Genomic DNA, 18,923 nt, shown 5'->3' with positions numbered 1-18,923 from the left:
GGCGGCGGGGCGCGGCCGGGTCGGCGGCAGGGGCGCAGCCGGATCGCCGCGCCGGCCGCGCATGGCACAAGGATGATCGGCAGGGCCGACCGGGCGACCGGCGGCCTTGCCGCGCGTCCGCTTATACGAATGCGAAGGGAGCATGCTACCTATGGAATCGACAAGAGCTTTTTTGCGCGCGCTGGGCTTTCCCGGCGGCGATCTGTACGACCTGCCGTCCTCGGCCAAGCGGTTTCCGGACGGCGCGGAATACCGGGTGGAGCTGCCGAGCGTCGAAGGACCGGCGGCGCTCGCGGCGACGCTGCGGGAGATCGACCGCCGCGGCTTGACCGTGCACCGCGTGTCGCAGGGCAGCGGCATCATGCTGCTGACCGACGGGGAGATCAGGGACATGGTCGCGATGTGCGCGGAGCGCGGGATCGAGCTGAGCCTGTTCGTCGGGCCGCGGGGCACGTGGGACGTCGGCGCGACGCCGCTCACGCCGGCGGGCCGGGCCGCGGGCTTGCGCCATGAAGGCGCGGACCAGCTGGTGTACGCGATGGAGGATCTGAAGCGGGGCGCGTCGCTCGGCCTGCGCGGCGCGCTCGTCGCCGACGAAGGACTGCTGTGGCTGACGAAGCGAATGAAGGAGGCCGGCGAGCTGCCGCGGGATTTCGTCGTGAAGTGCTCCGTGCAGATGATGGCGTCGAATCCGGTATCGGTCCGGATCATGCAGGATCTCGGGGCGGATACGTACAACGTGCCGACCGGGCTGACGCTGCCGAAGCTGGCGGCGATCCGGGCGGCCGTCGACATTCCGCTCGACGTCTACGTCGAAGGACCGGACACGCTCGGCGGCTTCATCCGCCATTACGAGATCGCGGAGCTGATCCGGCTGCTCGCCCCGGTCTATATCAAGTTCGGGCTGCGCAACCACCCGGACGTCTATCCGTCCGGCGAGCACCTGGAGGGCGCGAACGTCGCGCTCTGCGTCGAGCGGGCGCGCCGCGCCGCGCTCGGCCTGCAGATGGTCGAGCGCTATTGCCCGGACGCCGCGACCTCGGCGCTCGGCGCGGCCGGCCTCGGCATTCCGGTGCCGGGTACGGGCGCTTAAGGCGGCGGGACGGGCAGCGGCGCCGCGCGGCCAAGCTCGCATTCGCGGGAGCAGGACCAGGCGCCGATGGCGTCTACTATGCCGGTGCTCGACGCCGCGATCACGCCGCCTTCCGGCTGAACGGGCCGCGGCGCGGACGCGCGCGGAGACGATAGACCCCCTCCGGAGGGGTTCTTCGTCATGTTCAACCGGAAATGGCGATCCGTTTGCCGTTCCTGGCGCTGCGCGTCCTCGCGACGCCCGCGAGACGGCGTTCGGACCCCGCTCATCGCTCCCGCGCCTCGAACCGCTTGCGGTAGCCCGACGGGCTGACGCCGGCGGCCGCGGCGAACCGGCGGGCGAAGTACGCCGGATCGTCGAAGCCGACGGCCGAAGCGATATCGGCGACGGTCTTGTCCGTCGTCAGCAGGAGCAGCTTCGCTTGCTCCAGCCGGACGTCGTTCACGTACTCGTTCGGCGTGCGGCCGAAGACGGCGCGCATGCAGCGCGTGACGTAGATCGGATGGTAGTGAAGCGCCTCCCGCAGCCGCGCGTTCGTGACGGGCTCGCGATAGTTCGCCTTCAGCCAAGCGGCCGCGCGCTCGGCGAGCTGGACCGCGGCGGAATCCGCGCGCCGCTGCCGGGCATCGCCGCAGAGGTGCTGCAGCAAGCCGTGGAAGAGCGTCTGCTGCTGCCAGCCGCCGGCCAAGTCCGACCGGACGCTCAGCGCGAGCAAGCCCTCGATGTCGGCGTAGACGTCCGGCGGCTCGGGAAGCGTCAGGTAACGCGGCAGCCGCAGCTCGTACTGGTGTCCGAAGTCGCCGGGGTAGCCGAGCTCGGCGCTTCGCTGCGGGGCGGGCGGGACGGCGCCGGCGTCGCCGCTCCATTCCGTCCATGGCGCGAGAATTTGAAAATGCAGCCAATAGAAATGCGTTTCCTCCTCGCACGGCCCCGTCGGATAGTGATGCCGATCCGGCCGCAGGATGACGGCCTGTCCGGCGCCGACCCGCACGTCGGCGCCCGCCTCGCCCAGATGCAGCGCGCCGCGCGACACGACGATCAGGTCGAACACGCCGATCGCCTGCCGCTCCACGTGCCGGTCGCCGGGCTGGAAGACGTCCCGGCCGGCGGTCAGGAAATGCGGCAGCGGCGGGATATGCGCGAACAGCTCGTTTAACGGCATGAAGCAACCTCCGGTTCATCGTCGTCCCGGGTTTCGAAAGTGCAATCGGTTTGCGGAACCCGTCATTCGGCTTTCATATTAAAGCTGTCTGCGATCCTTGTCAAAGGCGGATGGCTCGGCATCGGAAAAGAACGCGCAAGCGGCACGCTTCGGTTTCAAACGTCCAAGCTTTCGTTCCGATTTGTCCTTGTTCCGCTCGCCGCCGCGGCCTATAGTGGAGGTAACGAGAGGAGGCGTACATGCGATGAGCGAGAAGCTGTGGCAATTATTCAAAGGCGACTACCGGCAAAACTGCCTATCCTGGCATCATTCCCCCCGCAACCCCGTCATCCCGGCGAGCGGCGAGACGTGGCGGAGCGTCTGGGTCGCGAATCCCGACGTCATCGAATTCGGCGGCCGGCAGCTGCTGTACTACCGCGGCAACGGCATCCAGCCGGGCACCGACTGCAAGCGGCACGACCGGCTCGGCGTCGCCGAGATCGCGAGCGTGACCCGCGACAATATCGAGCTGCGCGACCTGAACGGCGGCGAGCCGATCGTGGACGTCGGCGCCCCGGGCGAATTCGACGATAAAGACGTGCTCGATCCGTCGGCGGCCGTGTTCGGCGGCAAAGTGTTCGTCTACTACTCCGCGATCGGTTCGGGACCGGACTGCGTCGGACTGGCCGTCAGCGAAGACGGCGTGCGCTTCGAGAAGGCCGGCAGCCTCATGGAGGGCCGCGCGCCGGCGGTCATCGTCAAGGACGGCTATGTCTACATGATCTACCAGCTGCTGGAAGAGAACGGGTACCAGCTGTACCTGTCGCGTTCGCGGGACGGCATCCGGTTCGAGCCGGTGTCCGACCGCCCGATCTTCGCGGGCGAGCCGGGGAGCTGGGACGCCTTGTCCATCGTGACGGCGCAGCTGACGCAGGACGGCGGCGCGTATTACCTGATGTACGGCGGCAGCTCGTACCTGGCGGACGAGCCGGATTTCTTCGGCCTTGCGCGCTCGACGGACCTGCTGCATTGGGAGCGGCATCCCGGCAATCCGATCTTCGGCTGCGGCGCGATGGGGCAGGAGGACGGAGGCGCGATCTGGTTCCCGGCGCTGATCGAGACGGAGGACTTCTTCGCCATCCTGTACGAAGGCAGCCGCGGGAAGTACAGCTGGGACATTTCGTCGCAGATCTGCATGGCGACGATCGCGAAGGCGTAGCGCGGCGCTATAGCCGCAAACAAAAGCGACCCCCGTACGGGAGTCGCTTTTTGGCTTGCGCGGGCGCGCCTGGTTCGCCGCGGATCGAATCTCTTCGTCGTGGAATGAACCATTTGGTGTCAGCATTATGTACATCCGCGTCACAGGTTTGCGTCAAAAATGAATAACGCTACCCGAACGGGCAAAGATAGGATTGCTCCTATTTTATTACAAAAGGAATAGGTTATGAACGCATTCTGGTCGCATACCGTTTGGTACTTATTGTTGGGCCTGGCAACCTTAATTCAAGTCGTATACGCGCTGTATCGGTCGGAGAATCGCTTCCGTACCTTTGCTTTCTATTTGTCGCTTGTGGGGCTGCCGTTGTATTTTGAAACCTTTATCATGATTTTTTTGCATGCGTACGTGTATTGCCCCCGAATCATCCAAAATCCAAAACTCGATCCCTTCAATGATTCGTTAGCGGGGAATCTGTTCTCGCAATTTGGCGTGGCATCGTCTGCGCTGCTTTTGATTATTCGGCGAAAACCATTTTACTGGCATGCGGTTGTCGCCCTTGTTTACGCGATGGTAGAAGTGCTGTTCGTGCATTTGGATATTTATCGTCATCATTGGTGGAGAACGTGGATGACCTTCCTCGCGTTGTTGGTTTTTTTCGCCATTTCGAAATGGATGCATGCGCATCTGGTTAAGGGTGTCCGTTCGTTATACTTCAAGGGCTACCTTATACTGGGCATGTTCCCGATCTGTACGATACTGCTCCTTTGGGGCGTGCTCGATTTGTCCGGGTATATGCGGTTTACGACGTCGTTGTTCCCGAACCACCCGAGAATCAGTCGTTATGGGCTGTACCAAATCTTTACGATGGCCAGCTATAGCCTTGTCCTCTGGGGATACTTTCGAAGACGTCGTGTTTGGAGAATCGCAACCGTAACTTCGTTAGGTACCTTAATATATATGGGTTACAGAAGTCATCTGTTAGTCTTCCGGGAAGGTTATGTCGTGCCGGTCGGGATCTTAATGATCGTTTGGATGCATTTCGCCGTATGTTGCTTAGACGCATTATATGGGAGGCGACAACAAGAACGGTAAGCAAAGTCACTCGCGCTGCTCCATTCGCAGCCTGTCCCGGAACTGCTTCGGCGAGCAGTCGTTCAGCCGGTTGAACTGCCGGTAGAAATGCCCGAGGTTGGACATGCCGACGGCCGCCGCCGCGTCCGCGATGCTGATGTCGCGCGTCAGGAGCAGCTGCTCCGCGCGCTTGATGCGCTTGAAGACGACGAATTCGGTGAACGTCATGCCGAGCGCCTTTTTGAACGATTTCATGAAATGGGTGCCGCTCATGCTGAGCAGCCCGCTGACCGTCTCCACGGACAGCTTCTCGTGCAGATGCTCCTCGACGTGATGCAGCGCCGGGCGAAGCCGTTCGTACAGCAGGTGGTCGTGGTAGTGGAGCCGCTTGCGGCCGTCGTTCCGCAGCAGCGCGAGGAGAATCGTCTTGATCATGGCCGAGACCGCGAGCTCGCAGCCGATCTGCGGGTCGTTCATCTCCTTGTAGATGCCGCGGATGAGGGAGGCGACCTGCGCGCGGGCGGCGCGGTTCTCCCGGAAGATATAATTCAGCGCGCTGAGCGGCCGGATGATCTCCGCGAAATGCATCATGTTGTTCATCGTGCTCTGATCCCAGTACTTGCGCAGGTTCAGCTGGAACACGAGATAGCTGAGCGGCGCGTCGTTCGCCTGCAGCGTCGTATGGGGCTCGGCCGAGCCGAACAGGGCGACGTCGCCCCGGCGCAGCGGCAGCTGCTCCTCGCCGTAGTAGGCGGTCATCTCCCCGCGGAGAATCAGCAGAAATTCGATTTCGTCGTGGTAGTTCCACGCGGGGAACGGCACCTTCCGCTGGCCTTCCTTGTCCCGGCGGTAGGCCCGGTCGCGCTCCGGGTCCGAGTCGATCCGCCAGATCTTGATGGCGAGGAAGGGGTTTTGGTAGGCGACGTGCTCGTGGCGGATTTCGGCGGTCATGGCGGCGCTCCTTTTCCGGATATCATGGCGTAACGCCAGTGTAGCACGAATCGGCCGGCTTGCGGGCGGGAAGACAGAATACCGTAAAAACTTCGCCCGATCTGCAATCGATCCGAAGCGCCCCGTTCCTTATAATAAAAGCAAACTTGAATCCCCTTACAGGAGGAACGACGCGACGATGACGAACCAAGCGATCAATGTCACGATTTGGAATGAATTCCGCCACGAGAAGACCAACGCGAAAGCCGCCGAAATCTATCCGCAAGGCATGCACGCCGCGATTGCCGAAGGGCTGAACGTGCAGGGCGAAGTGCGCTTCGCGACGCTGGACGAGCCGGAGCACGGCCTGACGGAAGAAGTGCTGAACGGCACCGACGTGCTGATCTGGTGGGGCCATCTGGCGCATCACGAAGTGAGCGACGAGATCGTCGAGCGCGTATACAAGCGCGTCCTGCGCGGCATGGGGCTGATCGTGCTGCACTCCGGCCATTTCTCGAAAATCTTCCGCAAGCTGATGGGCACGTCCTGCGACCTGAAATGGCGCGAGGCGGACGAGAAGGAGCGCATCTGGGTCGTCAATCCGGCGCATCCGATCGCGGCGGGCATCGGCGAGTACATCGAGCTGCCGGCCGAGGAAATGTACGGCGAGCACTTCGATATCCCGCAGCCGGACGAGCTGGTCATGGTGAGCTGGTTCGAGGGCGGCGAAGTGTTCCGAAGCGGCTGCTGCTACACGCGCGGTTCCGGCAAGGTCTTCTATTTCCGCCCGGGCCACGAGACGTACCCGACGTACCATAACCCGCAAGTGCGCAAGGTCATCGACAACGCCGTCCAATGGGCCGCGCCGGCGGGCCGCGATTATCCGAAGTACGGCCACGCCAAGACGCCGCTCGAGCCGATCAAGGGCGCGCGGTAAGCGGCGGGAACGCCGTGCCCGGAGCTCCGGGTATTCCGGATGTCAGAGCAACATCGATAAGCTTCAAGCGAGCCCGCTTGAAGCTTGTTCGCGTTCCGGCGCGCATGCGGGGGAATGGGCCGGCATCGGTCGGAATCGGCGGGCGAGGCGACCCGGCCGCAACCGGCTCGAGAGGACATGCCGGAAGAGGGATTGACCCTCTGCCAAGCATTTGAAATAATAACAACGATTGAGAGATGTCAGGCTAAACGCGAAACGGAGCGATCGACGATATGCAGCAACTCTATCTGCGCAAAGAAGGCACCTCCCACCGCGCGTCCAGCTGGGACCGGACCGGCGGCAACCGGGATTGCCTCGAGATTACGGCGGGCGCCGCGGCGGTCATCACGGACATCGACGGCCCCGGCATCGTCAAGCATATCTGGATGACCATCGGAGCGCGGGACAAGTACGCGTTCCGCAAAGCGCTGCTGCGCATGTATTGGGACGACGAACGCGAGCCGAGCGTGGACGCGCCCGTCGGCGATTTCTTCGGCGTCGGCCACGGCGTGGCCAGCCATTACGTGTCCATGCCGCTGAACATGATCACGACCCAAGGCGTCGTGGAGAACAAGGCCGCGATGAACAGCTTCTTCGAGATGCCGTTCCGCCGGCGCGCGCGGATCGAGCTGGTGAACGAATGCGAGCACGACCTCGTGCTGTACTATTACGTGGACTACGTGAAGCAGCCGGTGCCCGAGGACAGCTTCTACTTCCACGCGTCGTGGCGGCGGGAGAACCCCACCAAGGGAACGTCGGACCTCGAGCGGCTCAAAGCCGGGCAGGACGCCCAGGACCAGGCTGCGTATGCCGACGTCAAGGTGTGCGAGATCAAGAATCTGACGGGCGACGACAACTACGTGCTGCTGGACGCCGAGGGCGAAGGCCATTACGTCGGCTGCAACCTCAGCATCGACCATATCAATCCCGTGCCGGGATTCAGCTGGCCCGGCGAAGGGGACGACATGTTCTTCATCGACGGGGAGCCGTGGCCGCCGCGGCTGCACGGCACGGGGACCGAGGATTATTTTTGCGCGGCGTGGGGGTATCCGTCGGGGCAGTACTATGCGCCGTACCACGGCCTGTCGCTGTATGCGCCGATCCGCGAGAACGGCGACGCCTGGCGGGAAAGCAACACGATTCCGTTCCTCGAATATTCCGGCAAAATGACGCAGTACCGCTTCCACATCGTCGATCCGATCATCTTCCGCAGCTCGCTCCGCTTCAGCATCGAGCACGGGCACGGCAACGCCCAGTCCAACGACTATTCGTCCGTCGCGTACTGGTACCAGCGCGAGCCGCACAAGGCGTTCCCGGAGATGCTGCCGGTCGCCCTGCGCCTGCCGCTGGCCGAGAAGGAAAGCGCGCGGCGGTTTTACCGGACGTTCTGAGGGGGAGCGGGGCGCCGGGACGGGTTAGGGCTTCGGGAGCGAAGGGTTTCGCGGAGTCCTCTGCTTCGCTTCCGGGTCGCCGACTTCGGTTCATAATGGCGTATTCCCGAGGAAATCATCGCGTATTGCCAGGACGGCCGGCACCTGCCCGCCGTCCTTCGCTATCCCCGGCGGCCGTTCCGTACGAGAAGCGGCTGCCCGCCTCTCCCGGCGCCCCCGCTGCGTACAACCTCTCATTGCGATGCCGCTTTCGCTAGTCAACCAAGTCGTACTCCTATACAATGACAGACATAGCTGTTCACGCACGCCAAGAGGGATCGGAGGAAATCGCGCTTATGAACAACCGCATCGTCGTCATGGTCAGCATCGTCCTGGCCATGCTCGTGGCATCCATGGATTCGACGATCATCAATACGACCATTCCCGTCATCGTCAAGGACTTGGGCGGGACGAAGCTGTACGCGTGGGTATTCACCGCCTACATGATCGCTTCCACCGTGCTGTCCCCGCTCGCGGGCCGGCTGTCCGACCTGTACGGACGCAAACGGATTTTCGCCGCGGGCATCCTGCTGTTCCTCGGCGGCTCGCTCTTGTGCGGCTTCTCGCAGACGATGGTGCAGCTCGTCGTCTTCCGCGCCGTGCAGGGCATCGGCGCCGGCTTCATGCTGCCGTTCCCGGCCATTCTCGCCGGGGACCTGTTCCCGGTCGAGCAGCGCGGCAAGATCCAGGCGTTCTTCACCGCGATGTGGGGGCTGTCGGCGGTGCTCGCGCCGCTGCTCGGGTCGGTGTTCACGGAATATTTGAGCTGGCACTGGATTTTCTACGTCAACCTGCCGATCTGCCTCGTGTCGTTCCTGACCCTGCTGCCGTACAAGGAAGTGTACGTGCCGAAGAAGGCGCAGATCGACGTGCTGGGCGCGCTGCTCTTCTCGGGCGGCGTCTCGCTGCTGCTCGCGACGACGATCGTCGAGCGCGGCCTCGCGTGGTACGCGGCCGGCGGCGCCGTGCTGCTCGCGGCGTTCTTCGTCTACGAGCGCCGGCACGCGTCGCCGATCGTGCCGATGTCGCTGCTGCGCAACAAGCCCGTCTCGTGGATGCTGGCGGGCTCGCTGCTCTCGTACATGGCGCTGTTCGGCGCCTCGAGCTTCGTGCCGCTGTTCGTGCAGAACCAAGGCCATTCGCTGCTGACCAGCGGCATCGCGCTGCTGTTCGTGGCGTTCGGCTGGATGGCCGTGTCGGTGCCGGCGGGCAAATGGGTGCTGCGCTTCGGCTACAAGCGGCTGCTGATCGCGGGCAACGCGCTGCTCGTCGTCTCGGCGCTGCTGCTGCTCGCGTTCAAGGCCGGCACGACGCTGGGCTACGTGTTCCTGGCCATGACGGTGTACGGCTTGGCCTACGGCCTGCTGTCCACGGTCTCGATCATCGGCTCGCAGCAGCTGGTGGAGGCGCATCAGAAGGGCATTTCGACCTCGCTCCAAATGTTCGCGCGCAACATCGGCACGGCCGTCGGCGTGACGGTCATGGGGGCGTTCGTGACGAAGGCGGACCAGTTCTACGACGGCATCCACCGGCTGTTCCTGTTCGGCCTCATCTTGAGCTTGATCGCTTTCGTCCCGCCGTTCGCGCAGCGCGGCCAAGCGGGCGAGGCGGTCAAGAAGCCGGCGTAAGCGAACCCGCCGCGCCGCCGGACGGCGGGCAGAAGAAGCGGGCTCCGGCAGGACCGGCCGATCTTGCTTTGACAGGCCGGCCGATCGGCAGTATAGTCGAACGTATACGTGATACAAGGAAAGGAGGATTGCCGGAGATGCAGCACTACGTCAGACTGCGTATCCCGACTTTGAAGGCGTAATTCCAGCCATTCAAAGGCTCTGTTTGTCTGAACGGAGGTAACGGGATCCGTCTGCCCATTTCCGGTAATCCAGGAGATTGATCGGGCGTCGGCCAAGGCTTCTTCGTTGCGCGAGCAACGGGAAGTCCGCTTCCCTTTTCCGCTGAACCGCAGGCATATGGCCTGCGGTTTTTTTGCGTTCGCGAAAGGAAGAGTGACGATGACCAAAAAAATGCGAAGCATCCGCCGCGTTCAAGCGCGCGAGGCGGATTTCAAGTGCCCGCTGTGCGGCGGGCGCATGGCGGTGCTTGACGCGGGCAGCCTGGTTTGCGAGAACCGGCATACGTTCGATTTCGCCAAACAAGGGTACCTCAATTTTGCGCCGCGCGCCCAAGCGGGCGGCTATACGAAGGAGCTGTTCGAGGCGCGGCGCCGGATCATAACGGAGAGCGGGCTTTATGCGCCCCTGCACGAGCAGCTGGCGGAGGCCATCGCGGCCTACGGGCCAGGCGCCGGCGGTCCGGCGGCGATCGCGGACATCGGCTGCGGGGAGGGCTCGCATCTCGCGATGCTCTTGCGGCGGCGCGGCGGCCCGGACGCCGCCGCGGTCGGCGTCGATCTCGCGAAGGACGCGGTCCGCCTGGCCGCCGCCGCGTACGAGGGACCGATCTGGCTCGCGGGCGACTTGGCGAACCTGCCGTTTCGGGACGGGACGTTCGGCGTCCTCCTTAACATCCTGTCCCCGGCCAATTACCGCGAGTTCGGAAGGCTGCTGGCGCCCGGCGGGCTATTGTTGAAAGCCGTTCCCCGAGCCGGTTATCTGCGGGAGCTCCGCGAAGCCCTCTTCGGCGGGCGGGAGCGGGAACCGTACGCGAACGACGCGACGATCGCGCGGTTCGATCGGCGGGTTCGGCTCCTGGACGCCGTGCGCGTCCGGCACGCGATGCTCCTGCGGCAAGCGGAACTCCGCGACTTGACGCGGATGACGCCGCTCGCCTGGTCCGCGGACCGGGCACGGACCGAGGCGTTCGCGGCGAGGGACGCGGCCGAAATCACCGTCGACGTCGACCTGCTGATCGGCCGGATCGGCGCGCCCTGAGGGCTAGGGCGTTCCTAGCAAAATTTAACGCCGCACATTGTTGGAAAAACGACATAATTTGATGCTTTTTCTCTTTTTCGACACGTAAAATTCCGATAGAATAGGGTAGACTAGTAAAATACCCATCTAGCACAGTCACGCAGGAAGCTTCGAAGGAAGTGAGCATTCGCATGCCGGGTTGGAGCGTCCCGGTTCCGGCGAGGCCGGGGCTGAGGAGAGAGAAGAAACGGTCGTGGCTGCTGCCGCTCATGCTGGTTTCGCTCGCGGGCATGTTCGTTCTCCATTCCCCGCTCAAGGACCGGCTTTTGCCGCGGACGGACGTCGTGCCGGGCGAGCCGCTGCCGCCGGGCGCGTCGCTGCATCCCGTCGTCGCCGCCAAGATGATGGACCTGGTCAAGCGGACGTCGCAGGCGGGCATCACGATATTGATTACCGACGGCTTCCGCAGCAAGCTGGAGCAGGATGTCCTTTACGAGCAGGGGCGGACCGCGAAGGGGCAGATCGTCACGAATGCCAAGGGCGGCACGTCTTACCATAATTACGGCCTCGCGATCGATTTCGCGCTGCGCACCCCGCAAGGGGACGTCGTCTGGGATATGGACTACGACGGCAACAAGAACGGCAAGGCCGACTGGCTGGAGGTCGTCGCCGTCGCGAAGTCGCTCGGCTTCGCCTGGGGCGGCGACTGGAAGAGCTTCAAGGATTACCCTCATTTGCAGATGGATTTCGGCTATTCGATCGATCAGCTGAAGCGGGGCAAGTACCCGCCGGACGATGCGAAACCATAAGGGGACATCGGAGGAAGCCGCCCGTGACGGGGCGGTTTTCGTGCGGAATGGGCATCATTGGAAATGCCAAAATATGTCTTTCTTATTTCCGATTGACATACTAGGATATTACCGTTTATAGTAAGTTTCATAGCTTTAGAGAGATGAAGAATAGGGAGGCAGTTCTACCATGAAAGTCAACAAACGCGCGGGCCTCGCGCTCGCACTTCTGCTGGCGTTCGTCCTCGTGCTGTCCGCTTGCGGCAGCAAGACGAACAACGCGAACGACGCGGCCAATGCCGGCGGCAACGCTCCGGCGAATTCGGGGAACGCGGCATCCGGCGGCACCGGCGCCGATTCGCTCAAAGGCAAGAAAATCGCACTCATCATGCAATTCAACCAAGGCACGTTCTCGGCGCAATACGTCGACGGCGTGACGAAGCAGGTCGAGAAGTACGGCGGCAAGGTAACGGTACTGGCTTCCGACAACGACCTCAATAAAATGGTATCGAACCTCGACACGGCCATCAACCAGAAGTACGACGGCATCCTGCTCGACCACGGCAACGCGGACGCGCTGACCAACGGCGTCAACAAAGCGGTCGCGGCCGGCATTCCGGTCGTCGCGTTCGACTCGGGCCTGTCGGTGGACGGCGTCACGAGCCTGGCGCAAAACGACCAGATGCTCGCGGACAAGTCGCTCGAAGCGCTGGCGAAGGACGCCGGCGGCAAGGGCAACATCGTCAAGGTCTGGGTCGCGGGCTTCCCGCCGATGGAAAGCCGTCAGATCACGTACGCGAGCTTCCTGAAGAAGTACCCGGACATTAAAGAAATCGCGCAATTCGGCGATGCGAACCAACCGCAGCTCGACGCGCAAACGCGCATGGAAGCGATTCTGAAGCAGTACCCGGAAAAAGGCAGCATCACGGCGGTATGGGCGGCTTGGGACGAATTCGCGAAAGGCGTCACGAACGCGATCAAGCAAGCGGGCCGCACGGAGATCAAAGTATACGGCATCGATATGAGCGACGAAGACTTGGCGCTGATCCAAGATCCGGCCAGCCCGTGGGTAGCGGCAGCCGGCGCCGACCCGTCCTCGATCGGCCAAGTGCAAGTGCGTTACCTGTACCAGAAGCTGCACGGCGACAAAACGGACGCGACGGTTCAAATCGAGCCGGTGTTCGTCAGCCGCGACGCGCTGCCGACGGACAAGAAAGTCACGACCGCCGATCTCGGCGAATACGTGCAAGGCTGGGGCAAAAGCGACCAAGGCAACACGGACTACCTCAAAGAGCTGGAGCAAGCCGTCGGCAAGTAAGCACGAAATTGCAAGCAGGCACGGCGCGGGGAATCCGCGCCGTTTCCTGCGTTTAAAGGTATAGAAGTGTTAGCGGTTTATAATGCATCATGGTGAAAAAAGTGACCGGAGGCCGGTGTAGAGTCGGAACAGCGCAAGCGGTCGCCTTTGTAGCCGTATTTCAGCCTATTAATGTTTGATTTAATCAAAGAAATCCGGCTGCAACAGCGAGTGGAGACCTACACCGACCGCAGGTCACGGGTTTTCACCAAGTTGATTATTTGAGCGAAGCGCGAAAGGAGAATGAGGATGGTTTCTGGACAGCCAGTACGGACGGCGCGGGTGCTGCGGATGAGCGGGATCGGCAAATCGTTCGCGGGCGTGGCGGCGCTGAAGAACGTCGATTTCGAGCTGCGCGGCGGCGAGGTGCACGCGCTCCTCGGCGCGAACGGCGCGGGCAAGAGCACGCTGATGAAAATCTTATCCGGCGCCTACGAGGGCGACGAAGGCACGATCGGAATCGACGGCGAGACGCTGGCCGTGCGGTCGCCGGCGGACGCGAAGAAGAGCGGCATCCACTGCGTCTACCAGGAGGTCGACACGTCGCTCGTGCAGCATTTGAGCGTCGCGGAGAACATTATGCTTGACCGGTTGGCCGCCTCCGGGGGCAGCAAGTGGATCTCGTGGGGCAAGCTCAACGACGAAGCGGCGCAGGTGCTCGCGAAGCTCGGCCTGCAGATCGACGTGCATCGCAGCGTGGCCGAGCTGACGCTGGCGGAGAAGCAGCTCGTGCTGATCGCGCGGCTGTTCGCCCAGGAAGCCAAGTTCGTCATTCTCGACGAGCCGACGGCCCCGCTTAGCATGGAGGAGGCGGAGCGGCTGTTCGGCCTCATGGACGGGCTGAAGGCGGCGGGCATCGGCATCGTCTTCATCTCCCACCGGCTGCCGGAGGTGTTCCGGGTCAGCGACCGGATCACGGTCATGCGCGACGGCGCCGTCGTCATGAACGAGTCCGCGGACGCGACGAACGCCGGCGACGTCATCCGCGCGATGCTCGGCAAGAGCTTCGAGGAGGAGTATCCGAAGCTCGAGGCGACGATCGGCGGGCCGCTGCTCGAGACCCGCGGGCTCGCGGCGGGCCGGCGCGTGCGCGGCGTCGACCTGACCGTGCGCAGCGGCGAGATCGTCGCCGTCGTCGGGCTCGTCGGCGCCGGCAAGACGGAGCTGTCCCGCCTGCTCTTCGGCGCGGACGTCGCGGAGAAGGGCACCATCGCGGTCGGCGGCAAGCGCGTCGCGCCCCGCTCGCCGGCGGACGGCGTGGCGGCGGGGATCGTGCTCGTGCCCGAGGAACGGCGCAAGGAGGGCATCCTCGTCCGGGAATCCGTGCTGCATAACCTCAGCCTTCCGATCCTGCGCTCGCTCAGCCGGTTCGGCTTTATCTCCGGCGCGAAGGAGAAGCGCCACGCCGACGGCGCCATCGCGCGGCTCGGCATCAAGGCGTCCAGACCCGACATCGCGACGGCGTTCCTGAGCGGCGGCAACCAGCAGAAGGTCGCGATCGGCAAGTGGACGAGCACGGACGCGAGCGTGTTCGTGTTCGACGAACCGACCAAGGGCGTCGACGTCGGCGCGAAGCGCGACATTTTCCGGATCATCGGGGAACTGGCGCAGCAAGGCAAAGGCATCTTGTATTTGACCTGCGAATTCGCCGAAGCGCTGGGGCTGGCGGACCGGATTCTCGTCCTGTGCGACGGCGAGATCGTGCGCGAGTTCGGGCGCGGCGAAGCGACCCAGGAAGATTTGCTTTATTATGCGAGTGCGGGTAAGGAGGATTTGGCGTGAACAATCGGCTGCTGCAGTTTTCGTTCAAGTACGGGGCGATCATTTTCATCGGCGTCGTCCTGCTGTTCTTTTCGCTTTATAATGAATACTTCTTCACGTACAACAACCTGGCGGATATTTTGCGTTCCATCTCCATCGTGACGTTCGTCGCGATCGGCGTGACGATCTCGCTCACGGTCGACGGCTTCGACCTGTCCGTCGGTTCGACGGTCTCGCTCGCGACCGTGCTGTCGGCGACGCTGATGGTCTGGTACCAGCTGCCGCTAGTGCTCGTCATCGTCATTCCGCTCGTCTTCGGCGCGATCGTCGGCCTCATCAACGCGTTCCTGATCGTCAAGATCCGGATTCCGGACCTGCTCGCCACGCTGGCCGTCATGTATATCGTCAGCGGCGTGCACAAGACGTACACCAAGGGCTACTCCATCTACAGCAACATGCAGATGCAGGACGGCACGAAGGCGCCGGGCGTCATGACGAAGGAATTTCTGTGGATCGGCCAAGGCAAGCTGCTCGGCGTGCCGTTCCCCGTCGTGCTGATGATCATCGCGGTCGTCGCGGCGCATCTGTTCTTCAAGTACACCCGGCTCGGCCGGCAAATGATCATGATGGGCGGCAACGAGGAAGCAGCCCGCCTGTCCGGCCTGCGCGTCAAGCGCGTCCGCACGTACGCATACGTCGCGTCCGGCGTGCTCGCGGCCATCGGCGGCATCCTGTTCGCGGCCCGCGTCGGCAACGGCCAGGTCGACGCCGGCTCGCCGATGCTCATGGAGGCCGTCGCGGCGGTGTTCGTCGGCTACTCCGTCTTCGGCGCGGGGCGTCCGAACATTATCGGCACGTTCTTCGGCGCGGTCCTGATCGGCGTGCTGGTCAACGGCATGACGATGCTGAACGTGGAATACTACACGACGGACATCATCAAAGGCGCGGTGCTCGTGCTGGCGCTCGCGGTGACGTTCATCCACCTGACCCGCAAGAAGAATTGACGCTTCCGCGAGAAACAGCCCGGAACCTAATGGTCCGGGCTGTTTTTTCGCGTTTGCGGTTGAAGGGAATTGAACCGCGCAGGCAAGGCGCGTCCGCTCACGCGACCAGCGGATCGTATCGGTTTCGCCTCGTCATGTAATGCGCCGTCAGGTACAGCACGACTTGGATGGGCACGGAGTAATAGTACTCCCAATGCGACATGACGTAGACTTGCATCCACCGGAAGATCGGTTCGCCAATATACGAGGTGGCCAGCGCGAAGACTAGCGCTTTGACGTACGGATTGAACGCCGGTTTGATCTGCAGCAGGAACATCACCGTTACGGGCATCAGCGTCATGTCCCACGGGAAGTAGGAGGGCACGATGGGGATCAGATTATAGCGGTAATACCAGAGTCCGAGCTGGTCGCCCAGGATATCGAGAATCACGGCCGCGGTCATGATGAACAGCCCCCCATAGAGCAGGCGGTCTTCGCTCTCCCGTTTCCGGAGCACGAGCCAGAGCACCCAAGGCAAAACGGAGAGCGCCAGATCGAACCACCAGTATGCGGAGAAGAGCGTGATGTCGTACCACAGCCGGACTTTCTCGTTGATCAAATCCTGGATTTGCGCGGTGTTTTTGTCGACAATGTCATTCAGTTCTTCGTTTGCCATCGAAGTCGGGTCCTTTCCCTCCGCCGCTGCCGCGTAGATTCCTTTTGCTCCTGCGTCAGTAGGGTTCCCAGCATGTGGATATTCATGCGCCTCGGGCGCTTGAACCGCCAAGTCTCCGCGGTTGCCGGCCGCGATTGTTCCAAAACGGCGACAACGCTTTCATGGCGTCGCGGAATGCCTATGCCCGGCCCGTCCCAAGCGGCATCGCGCTTTCAAGCAATTTGTCGTTTTTTCGCAACCTGCAAGATTCCGCCAAAGCCCAATTTCGACGCGAAAATATTTTATAATCGAGGTGTCATCGAAGGAACGCAAGGACGCATGAATCGCACGCTACGACACTTCATTATTTTCGAGGAGGAAGTTACGGCATGAATGTCAAATTGGGGATGCGAATTCCGCCGAAAATCGGCGCGGAAGGAATTGAAAATACGGCGAAATGGGCGGCCGGCGCCGGGTTGGAGGTGCTGGACATTCCGCGGCTGACGCCGGAGTGGAAGTCGGCGCTGGAAGCGAACGGACTCGGCATCGGCTCCGTCGACGCCAAGCATACGGCCAAGCTGCTGAGCCGCAACGAGGCGACCCGCGCGGACGCGGTGGAAGCGGCGAAGAAGGAAATGTCGGATATCGCCGCGCTGGGCGGACGCGTCCTGTTCATGTGCCTCGTGCCGGAAGACCATACGCTGCCGCGCAAGGAAGGCTTCGCGATCTGGAAGGAGACGTTCCCCGAGATCGTGCGCCACGCCGAGCAGCAGGGCATCTACATCGCCATCGAGGGCTGGCCGGGACCGGCGCCGCATTACGCGACGCTCGGCTGCACGCCGGAGATGTGGCGGGCGATGTTCGAAGCGATTCCGTCGAAGCACTTCGGCCTGAACTACGACCCGTCGCACCTCGTGCGCCTCGGCATCGACTACATCCGGGCGCTGCAGGAGTTCGGCGAGCGCGTCAACCACGTGCACGGCAAGGACACGGAAATCCTGCATGACGAGCTGTACGAGTGCGGCGTGCTGCAATCGACGTTCGGCGAGAAGTACGGCTTCTCCGAAGGCTCCTGGCGCTACACGATTCCGGGCCACGGCGACGTCGAATGGCGCAAGGTCGCCGTTCGTCTGGATCGGCTCGGCTACTCAGGCGCGGTCAGCATCGAGCTGGAAGACCACCGCTTCTGGGGCTCGATCGAGAAGGAGCGCGAAGGCATCGTGAAGGCGGCGGCGCATCTCGCGACGTATTTCAAATAAACGGCGGCTCGCAAACAAAGGAGCGGTCCGCGGTCATCTTCGGATGATCGCGGACCGCTCCTTTTTGTCGTGCCAAGCGCATTGGTTCCGTCGGCATGCGCGATAGAACCGGCCGCCGCCGCAGCCGCCGCTCAGCGGCCCGCCGGCGCCGGCCCGGTCGAAGCCCGCACGAGCAGCGACGTCGGCAGCAGCGTCTCCGTCATCGGCTGCTCCGGGTCGTCCATCCGGCCGAACAGCCGCTCGACGGCGCATTCCGCGTAGAGCGGGAGATTGACGTCCATCGTCGTCGTCGGCGGCGTCGCCAGCCGGGACAAGTACCCATTGTCGAAGCTGACGATGGAGACGTCCTCCGGCACTCGAATGCCAAGCTGCTGCAGCGCCGAGGTGACCATGAAGCCGAAGCCGTCGTTGATGCAGAACCAGGCCGTCGGCAGCGCGGGCAGCGCCTTGATCCGGTCGCGCACGCTCTCGCTGTCCTCGGCGGCGTCCGTGATCAGCCACGGCTCCCGCAGCTCGAGCCCGAATTCGAACGCCGCGAGCCGCATGCCCTCGAGCCGCTCGTAATAGCTCGGCGACAGCCGGATGTTGCCCATGAAGCCGATATCGCGGTGGCCGAGCTCGGCCAGATGGCGAATCGCTTCATATCCGCTGAAGCGGTTGTTGGTCAGGATGGTATCCGCCTGCAGCGCGGGATGGTGATGGTCGATCAGCACCGCGGGAATGCCGGTGTTCAGGACGGCCTGAATGTAAGGCGTCGTAATGTGCGAGAGGATCAGCACGCCGTCGACGGAACGGTCCTGCAGGAAGGAGGGGAGCGCGAGCGAAGCCGCCTGCTCCGGGCTGATGGATTGGATGACGAGACCGTAGCCCCTGCGGTTCAATTCTTTATCGATGCTCAAATAAATGTCGCCGAAAAAACTTTTCATGGAGAAGGCATAATCCGAGGCGATGAGGGCAACGGTACGCTTGGAACCCGTCCGCGAAGGAGCGTCTTCGGCTGCCTGCCGCTTGGCGTACGTATAGCCCATTTCGGCCGCCGTCCGCACGATGAGGCGCCGCGTTTCCTCGCTGACCCCGGGTTTGCCGGTCAATGCTTGGGAAACGGAATTTTTGGACAGATTAAGCTTGTCGGCCACGTCCTGCATCGTCACTTTCGTTCTCAATCGAATAACCTCCGTTGCCGGTCCGTTTCCGAAGGAGCGGAATGGACCGTTTCATCTTCATTGTTCCCAATTTCGCGAGGGATTGTCAAGGGGAGCGGCGATCGAAGCTAGGGGACGGGCGTTCCGCCGTTGTTCTGTAACGTTACAATCTACATTATTAACATTACCACAAAATCTATTAAACGGTTACATTAAAATTTGTCACTTGACTAAGTTGATGACTAGGAGCA

At 62.7% G+C, this 18,923-nt stretch carries 16 protein-coding genes; 12 read left to right on the top strand and 4 right to left on the bottom strand.

Annotation, left to right across the window (positions count from 1 at the left end; genetic code table 11):
• The first annotated feature begins 151 nt into the window (after positions 1 to 151).
• The gene (locus I8J29_RS22120) at positions 152 to 1,093 is read left to right on the top strand and encodes a U32 family peptidase (RefSeq protein WP_208849658.1); all 942 of its coding nucleotides are present in this window, start codon (positions 152 to 154) and stop codon (positions 1,091 to 1,093) included.
• A gap of 265 nt (positions 1,094 to 1,358) precedes the next feature.
• Here the strand turns inward: I8J29_RS22120 and I8J29_RS22115 are convergent, their stop codons facing one another.
• Entirely contained in the window at positions 1,359 to 2,255 is an 897-nt protein-coding gene (locus I8J29_RS22115; RefSeq protein WP_208849657.1) for a helix-turn-helix transcriptional regulator, read from the bottom strand.
• Positions 2,256 to 2,499: 244 nt separating this feature from the next.
• On the opposite strand from I8J29_RS22115, the gene I8J29_RS22110 reads away from it, so the two are divergent.
• Together I8J29_RS22110 and I8J29_RS22105 are read left to right on the top strand one after the other, a co-directional pair.
• A complete protein-coding gene (locus I8J29_RS22110; protein ID WP_208849656.1) occupies positions 2,500 to 3,453 on the top strand; it encodes a glycoside hydrolase family protein in 954 nt (317 codons plus the stop codon).
• 225 nt (positions 3,454 to 3,678) lie between these two features.
• Complete coding sequence (locus I8J29_RS22105; RefSeq protein ID WP_208849655.1) at positions 3,679 to 4,545, top strand: hypothetical protein; 867 nt, start codon at positions 3,679 to 3,681, stop codon at positions 4,543 to 4,545.
• Positions 4,546 to 4,551: 6 nt separating this feature from the next.
• Here the strand turns inward: I8J29_RS22105 and I8J29_RS22100 are convergent, their stop codons facing one another.
• Complete coding sequence (locus I8J29_RS22100) at positions 4,552 to 5,475, bottom strand: AraC family transcriptional regulator (protein ID WP_208849654.1); 924 nt, start codon at positions 5,473 to 5,475, stop codon at positions 4,552 to 4,554.
• Positions 5,476 to 5,653: 178 nt separating this feature from the next.
• Here I8J29_RS22100 and I8J29_RS22095 point away from each other — a divergent pair, with 178 nt between their 5' ends.
• From I8J29_RS22095 to I8J29_RS22060, 8 genes are all read left to right on the top strand, one after another.
• Positions 5,654 to 6,391 carry a ThuA domain-containing protein gene (locus I8J29_RS22095; protein WP_208849653.1) on the top strand — a complete coding sequence of 246 codons (738 nt, stop codon included), beginning with the start codon at positions 5,654 to 5,656 and terminating at the stop codon, positions 6,389 to 6,391.
• 272 nt (positions 6,392 to 6,663) lie between these two features.
• Positions 6,664 to 7,821 carry a glycoside hydrolase family 172 protein gene (locus I8J29_RS22090; RefSeq protein ID WP_208849652.1) on the top strand — a complete coding sequence of 386 codons (1,158 nt, stop codon included), beginning with the start codon at positions 6,664 to 6,666 and terminating at the stop codon, positions 7,819 to 7,821.
• A gap of 335 nt (positions 7,822 to 8,156) precedes the next feature.
• Positions 8,157 to 9,488, top strand: coding sequence for an MFS transporter (locus I8J29_RS22085; protein ID WP_208849651.1), 1,332 nt, complete (start codon positions 8,157 to 8,159; stop codon positions 9,486 to 9,488).
• A gap of 381 nt (positions 9,489 to 9,869) precedes the next feature.
• Positions 9,870 to 10,748 (top strand): putative RNA methyltransferase, encoded by an 879-nt coding sequence (locus I8J29_RS22080; RefSeq protein WP_208849650.1) that lies wholly within the window; start codon positions 9,870 to 9,872, stop codon positions 10,746 to 10,748.
• Positions 10,749 to 10,906: 158 nt separating this feature from the next.
• A complete protein-coding gene (locus I8J29_RS22075) occupies positions 10,907 to 11,536 on the top strand; it encodes a M15 family metallopeptidase (RefSeq protein ID WP_338113261.1) in 630 nt (209 codons plus the stop codon).
• 169 nt (positions 11,537 to 11,705) lie between these two features.
• Positions 11,706 to 12,833 (top strand): sugar ABC transporter substrate-binding protein, encoded by a 1,128-nt coding sequence (locus I8J29_RS22070; protein ID WP_208849649.1) that lies wholly within the window; start codon positions 11,706 to 11,708, stop codon positions 12,831 to 12,833.
• Between the two features lie 288 nt (positions 12,834 to 13,121).
• Positions 13,122 to 14,654, top strand: a complete 1,533-nt coding sequence (locus tag I8J29_RS22065; protein WP_240546398.1) for a sugar ABC transporter ATP-binding protein — start codon at positions 13,122 to 13,124, stop codon at positions 14,652 to 14,654.
• Positions 14,651 to 15,637, top strand: coding sequence for an ABC transporter permease (locus I8J29_RS22060; protein WP_208849648.1), 987 nt, complete (start codon positions 14,651 to 14,653; stop codon positions 15,635 to 15,637). The genes I8J29_RS22065 and I8J29_RS22060 overlap by 4 nt, the downstream gene beginning before the upstream one ends.
• Positions 15,638 to 15,734: 97 nt before the next feature.
• Here I8J29_RS22060 and I8J29_RS22055 read toward each other — a convergent pair whose 3' ends face one another.
• The gene (locus I8J29_RS22055) at positions 15,735 to 16,292 is read right to left on the bottom strand and encodes a CBO0543 family protein (protein WP_208849647.1); all 558 of its coding nucleotides are present in this window, start codon (positions 16,290 to 16,292) and stop codon (positions 15,735 to 15,737) included.
• A 368-nt stretch (positions 16,293 to 16,660) separates the two neighbouring features.
• Between I8J29_RS22055 and I8J29_RS22050 the strand changes: the two genes are divergently transcribed.
• Positions 16,661 to 17,530, top strand: coding sequence for a sugar phosphate isomerase/epimerase family protein (locus I8J29_RS22050; RefSeq protein ID WP_208849646.1), 870 nt, complete (start codon positions 16,661 to 16,663; stop codon positions 17,528 to 17,530).
• A 131-nt stretch (positions 17,531 to 17,661) separates the two neighbouring features.
• Here the strand turns inward: I8J29_RS22050 and I8J29_RS22045 are convergent, their stop codons facing one another.
• A complete protein-coding gene (locus I8J29_RS22045) occupies positions 17,662 to 18,693 on the bottom strand; it encodes a LacI family DNA-binding transcriptional regulator (RefSeq protein WP_208849645.1) in 1,032 nt (343 codons plus the stop codon).
• Positions 18,694 to 18,923: the final 230 nt, after the last annotated feature.

Source organism: Paenibacillus artemisiicola (assembly GCF_017652985.1).
Taxonomy (GTDB): domain Bacteria; phylum Bacillota; class Bacilli; order Paenibacillales; family Paenibacillaceae; genus Paenibacillus_Z; species Paenibacillus_Z artemisiicola.
The sequence above is the reverse complement of the archived record's forward strand: the minus strand, read 5'-3'. Positions and strand labels throughout refer to the sequence as shown.